Genomic DNA, 4175 nt, shown 5'->3' with positions numbered 1-4175 from the left:
AGCTGACTCGCCGAAAGAGAAAGTCTGGATAGTGATATTCAGAATCCCCGTCACTTTAGTGCGGGGAGTACGTCAAGACCCCACCGATTCTATCAGCACGATCGCATTTCCGCCGATTGTCCCCGGCAATACTAGCCCTTCTGTGGCCGAACCCACTCCGGAAGCTGACAACCTGACGGGAACCCCAGAAGCCGACGAACTGTTCGCTTTGGCGGGCAACGATAACGTCAATTTGGGCCTCGGGAACGACGAAGCCAACGGCAACGAAGGCAACGATGTCATCGATGCGGGGGCGGGTAACGATATCGTTCAAGGTGGCAAGGATGATGACCAAATCCTCGGCGGTGCCGACGATGACGAACTGTTCGGCAACCAAGGAAATGACGCCGTTTCCGGTGACGAGGGGGACGACTGGCTCAATGGCAACCAAGGAAACGACGTTCTCGACGGCGCCGACGGCAATGATGAGGTTTACGGTGGCCAGGGGGATGACCAGGCCAAAGGTGGCGAGGGCGACGATATCGTTTTCGGTGGCCAGGGGTCTGACCTGATGGAGGGTAACGAGGGCAATGATGTCCTCTATGGCAACCAAGAGGCGGATACGATTTCCGGTAATGCCGGTAATGATACAGTCTATGGCGGTCAAGGGGATGACATCCTCGACGGTGGCGAGGGTTCCGACGTGCTCTCGGGTGATGAGGGCAACGACATCCTCGACGGCGGGGAAGGCGACGACCAACTCGACGGCGGCAATGGGGATGATATCCTCGTCGGGGCACAAGGTGCCGACCTGCTGACCGGGGGGAATGGGAGCGATCGCTTCGTCCTCGTCCCTGGTTACGGCCCGGATACCATTACCGATTTTACCAGTGGTGAGGATATTATTGTCCTCGACGGCGGCATGAGTTTCGAGCAACTCACCATCACTTCCGTCAACGGCCAGACTCAGATTGCTTTGGGTTCTGATGTTCTGGCGGAATTGGTGGGCGTGGATGCCGGGATTATCGGTGCGGATGATTTTAGTACGTCTGTGTTCTAAAGTCGGTTAATTTTTCAGTGTAAAATGCGATCGCTCCGACCGTTTCAATCGTGGGGGGCGATCGCTTTTTGTCGGTCAAAAATTATCCCGATACCACTACCCTTCCTCAACGGCCGTCACCCCGGCGTTTTGGGGGCTAGAAGGCGTCAAAAACCGAGATTTTAGCAAAAAGCCCAGATAGACAAAACCGGCGATCGCGGCCGCACCGATACCGATGGGGCTCGGAACCCAAAAAACCGCTTCCAGGCGGTTAATTTCCCCGGGTTTGAGGGTCCAGACGAGGACTTTTCCATTGTCGCGGGTGGCGACGGATTCCCCTTCCACGGCTGTCTCCGGGACGATCGCCCGTCCCCCCCAGGGGGTGGCGAGGGTGAATTCAAACTCCAGCAGGTTTCCCGTCCCGACGATCGCATTTTCATCGGTGGAAATCAAAGCGAGCGATCGCAAATCCAATTCCAAACTCAGGTGGTTGCGGAGGGCGAAAATTAAGTTATTTTGCGTCAACCCCAAGTCCGAAGAAAACTGGGGCAATTCCCCTTCCGGGAGGTCGAGTTTTTGCCGGGAAGAGGGGGCGATGGGGTTGAAAAATGCGGTGAATTTGTTTTGCAAATCCGCCCCGTTGTAAAATGGGATGGTGACTTCGATCTCCCGTTCCGACAGCCGTCTAGCCTTGCCGTTGAGGGGTTTTGCGCGACGGTTGAGACTCGGCAACCACTCCTTCGCCACATCCTGCCCGAAACGGGTCATCTGTTCCCCGAGTATGATGTGCCCGACGATTTGTCCGTGGGTCTGATCCCTGAACTCGATCCCCACCTGCGATCGCACGCATCCCCCGAGGAGGAGGGAAACCATGCCGACGACAATCAAAACTCGCAATTTTTTCAGCATTCAACCTTGCCTGACCACGACATCGGAGGCCGCCGCACTCGCGCAAAGACCGCCACCCCCGCCGCTTTCGATCAAAACCGATCACCGCACCGTTGTCAATTCGCCCAAATGGGGAGAGCGGCGATCGCAATCTTTTGATAATTGATAATTGATAATTGATAATTGATCATGTCAGTTCTTCCCGACCCCCTCCATTCTGGGGAGTCGGGACTCGGGAGTCGGGAATAAGGAATAATATACAGGGACGGAGGCTTCCTCCGCTTCCCATCCCCAATCAACGTTCTCATCGGAATCAATATGGCTCGAACACCTCAAAACCCGAATTTTTCCCCCCAACCCGCCGAAGGCGCTCCCGATACGGAAGCCCTGGTGGGGATGCTGCGTCGCAAGGAGGGCTCCTGGGTGGAGTGGGGGCAAGGCTGCGCCGCCCTGCAAAAATCCGGCTACAATTCCCAGCAGATCTTCGAGGAAACCGGGTTTGAACCCATCCAGCAAAATCAGGTGATCGTCGCCGCCCAGGTGTACGCTTCGATGGACAAGGGCGGGGCATCGGAGGCCGTGAAATCCCACTTCTGGCAAAAAGGCAGCGATATCCTCTACGAACTCCGCATCCTCACCCAACCCCAGCGCATCGACGCCGCCCAATTGATCCTCGACAATCATTTAGACGCGGACGAGGCGAAAATCGTCGCCCGGGCGATCAAAGATTTTTCCCGGCTGGGTTCGGTTCCCGAGGGATTTTCCCGGGACCCGGGGGATGTCGTCGCCTGCCAGTGCTGGAAACTGGCCCGCCAAAATAACGACCTCCAGGAGCGATCGCGCCTCATCGCCCGGGGCCTCAAATTTGCCACTTCCCCCGGCGCCCGCACCCGACTCGAACAACTCCTCACCGATTTTACCGTCGTCTCCCAAAAACCGGCACCCCGCCTCCCCGTGTACCGCCTCGAAGCCCAGGAAGACCTCCCCTGCATCCTCCCCGTGGTGGGCCGATTTCCCCTCGCCGTCGAGGATCTCAAAGCCGTCCCCTTAACCGAAGCCGCCGAACCCTTCCGGATTGTGCAGTTTTCCGGACTCGGTGCCTGGGTTCCCCTCCCCGGGTGGCAGGTGATCCTCGCCTCAGAAGATCCGGTAGCGATTTTGTGTCGGAGCGATCGCCTGCCGAGTCCCCTCCCGGGTGCGGTTGAAGAGGTTCTGGTGGTCGTCGATCGCGCCGGGAGAATTTGGGAAGGCGACAGCTATTTTCTGGTGGAAGAAAACGGCCAACTCGAATTGCGGTGGTTTGAAAACGAACCGGAAGAAACCCTCCTGGGCCGGGTGGTTTTGATCCTGCGTCCGAAACGCATCGTCGATGAAAATCAGATGACCGACGTGTGGCAAATTGAGGAGTAGGGAATCGGGAGTCGGACCATAATAGAAGTTGTCGCAATTTTGAGAAATCCCCCATGTCCCATTCCCCCCTCGCCAACCTCCAAAAGCGCTTTTTTGCCTGGGGGATGGCCCGCGCAAATACCGGCACCCGCTCGGTGAAGCTCGACGCCTGCCATACCCACGACAACCTGGGCGAGTTGAAACAAACCTTATTCGGCCGAGTGCACGGCACCGTCCTCGAAATCGGCCCCGGTGCGGGGGCGAACTTCGCCCATTTTCCCCCGGATATCCGCTGGATCGGCATCGAACCGAACCCCCATATGCACGGCTATTTGAAAGAAGAAGCCGATCGCCGGGGATTCGGGGCGATCGCACTGTACGAAGGCGGGGCCGAACGCATACCCCTGGACGATGCCAGCGTCGATTGTGTCGTGGGCACCCACGTTTTCTGCTCGGTGGACGACCCCCAACAGAGCCTGCGGGAAATTTGGCGGGTTCTCAAACCCGGAGGCGAGTTGATCTTCCTGGAACACGTCGCCGCCGAATCCGGCAGTTGGAACCGGCAGGTACAGGATGCCGTCGCCCCGATTTGGAAGCGGGTGTTCGACAACTGCCACCCCAACCGAGAAACCGAAACGGCCCTGCGAACAGCCGGTTTCGAGATCGCAGAGGGACTGAATTTTCGGCTGAAATTTCCGATCATCGCCCCCCACGCCGCTGGAGTGGCCAAGAAGGCGGGTGTGGGGTGTGGGGTGTAGGGTGTAGGGAGTGGGGAGTCGGGAGTGGGGAGTCGGGAGGGAGCGGGGGGAGCGGTGGGTGAGACATCCAGACCGCTTGGGAATCAATTCCCGAGGGCGCAAGCCAGGGGCCCCAACCCGAT

Annotated in this window: 4 protein-coding genes; 3 read left to right on the top strand and 1 reads right to left on the bottom strand. The window is 58.2% G+C overall.

Translation table 11 applies throughout. The features are described 5' to 3' along the window. The coding region (locus LKE08_RS04850) for a calcium-binding protein (protein ID WP_324703066.1) at positions 1-1039 on the top strand (1039 nt) is incomplete at its 5' end. A gap of 96 nt (positions 1040-1135) precedes the next feature. Here LKE08_RS04850 and LKE08_RS04845 read toward each other — a convergent pair. Next, a complete protein-coding gene (locus LKE08_RS04845; protein WP_324703065.1) occupies positions 1136-1927 on the bottom strand; it encodes a DUF3153 domain-containing protein in 792 nt (263 codons plus the stop codon). 297 nt (positions 1928-2224) lie between these two features. Between LKE08_RS04845 and LKE08_RS04840 the strand changes: the two genes are divergently transcribed. Both LKE08_RS04840 and LKE08_RS04835 read left to right on the top strand, forming a co-directional pair. Continuing rightward, positions 2225-3316, top strand: a complete 1092-nt coding sequence (locus LKE08_RS04840; RefSeq protein WP_324703064.1) for a RuBisCO accumulation factor 1 — start codon at positions 2225-2227, stop codon at positions 3314-3316. A 53-nt stretch (positions 3317-3369) separates the two neighbouring features. Further along, positions 3370-4053 carry a class I SAM-dependent methyltransferase gene (locus tag LKE08_RS04835; protein WP_324703063.1) on the top strand — a complete coding sequence of 228 codons (684 nt, stop codon included), beginning with the start codon at positions 3370-3372 and terminating at the stop codon, positions 4051-4053. Positions 4054-4175 lie beyond the last annotated feature (122 nt).

The organism is Lyngbya sp. CCY1209 (assembly GCF_035615495.1).
Taxonomy (GTDB): Bacteria; Cyanobacteriota; Cyanobacteriia; order Cyanobacteriales; family Microcoleaceae; genus Limnospira.
The sequence above is the reverse complement of the archived record's forward strand: the minus strand, read 5'-3'. Positions and strand labels throughout refer to the sequence as shown.

Bases quoted from the DNA above. Each gene is read 5' to 3' on its own strand.
- LKE08_RS04845 (WP_324703065.1), bottom strand. From the start codon at position 1,927: ATGCTGAAAAAATTGCGAGTTTTGATTGTCGTCGGCATGGTTTCCCTC.
- LKE08_RS04840 (WP_324703064.1), top strand. From the start codon at position 2,225: ATGGCTCGAACACCTCAAAACCCGAATTTTTCCCCCCAACCCGCCGAA.
- LKE08_RS04835 (WP_324703063.1), top strand. From the start codon at position 3,370: ATGTCCCATTCCCCCCTCGCCAACCTCCAAAAGCGCTTTTTTGCCTGG.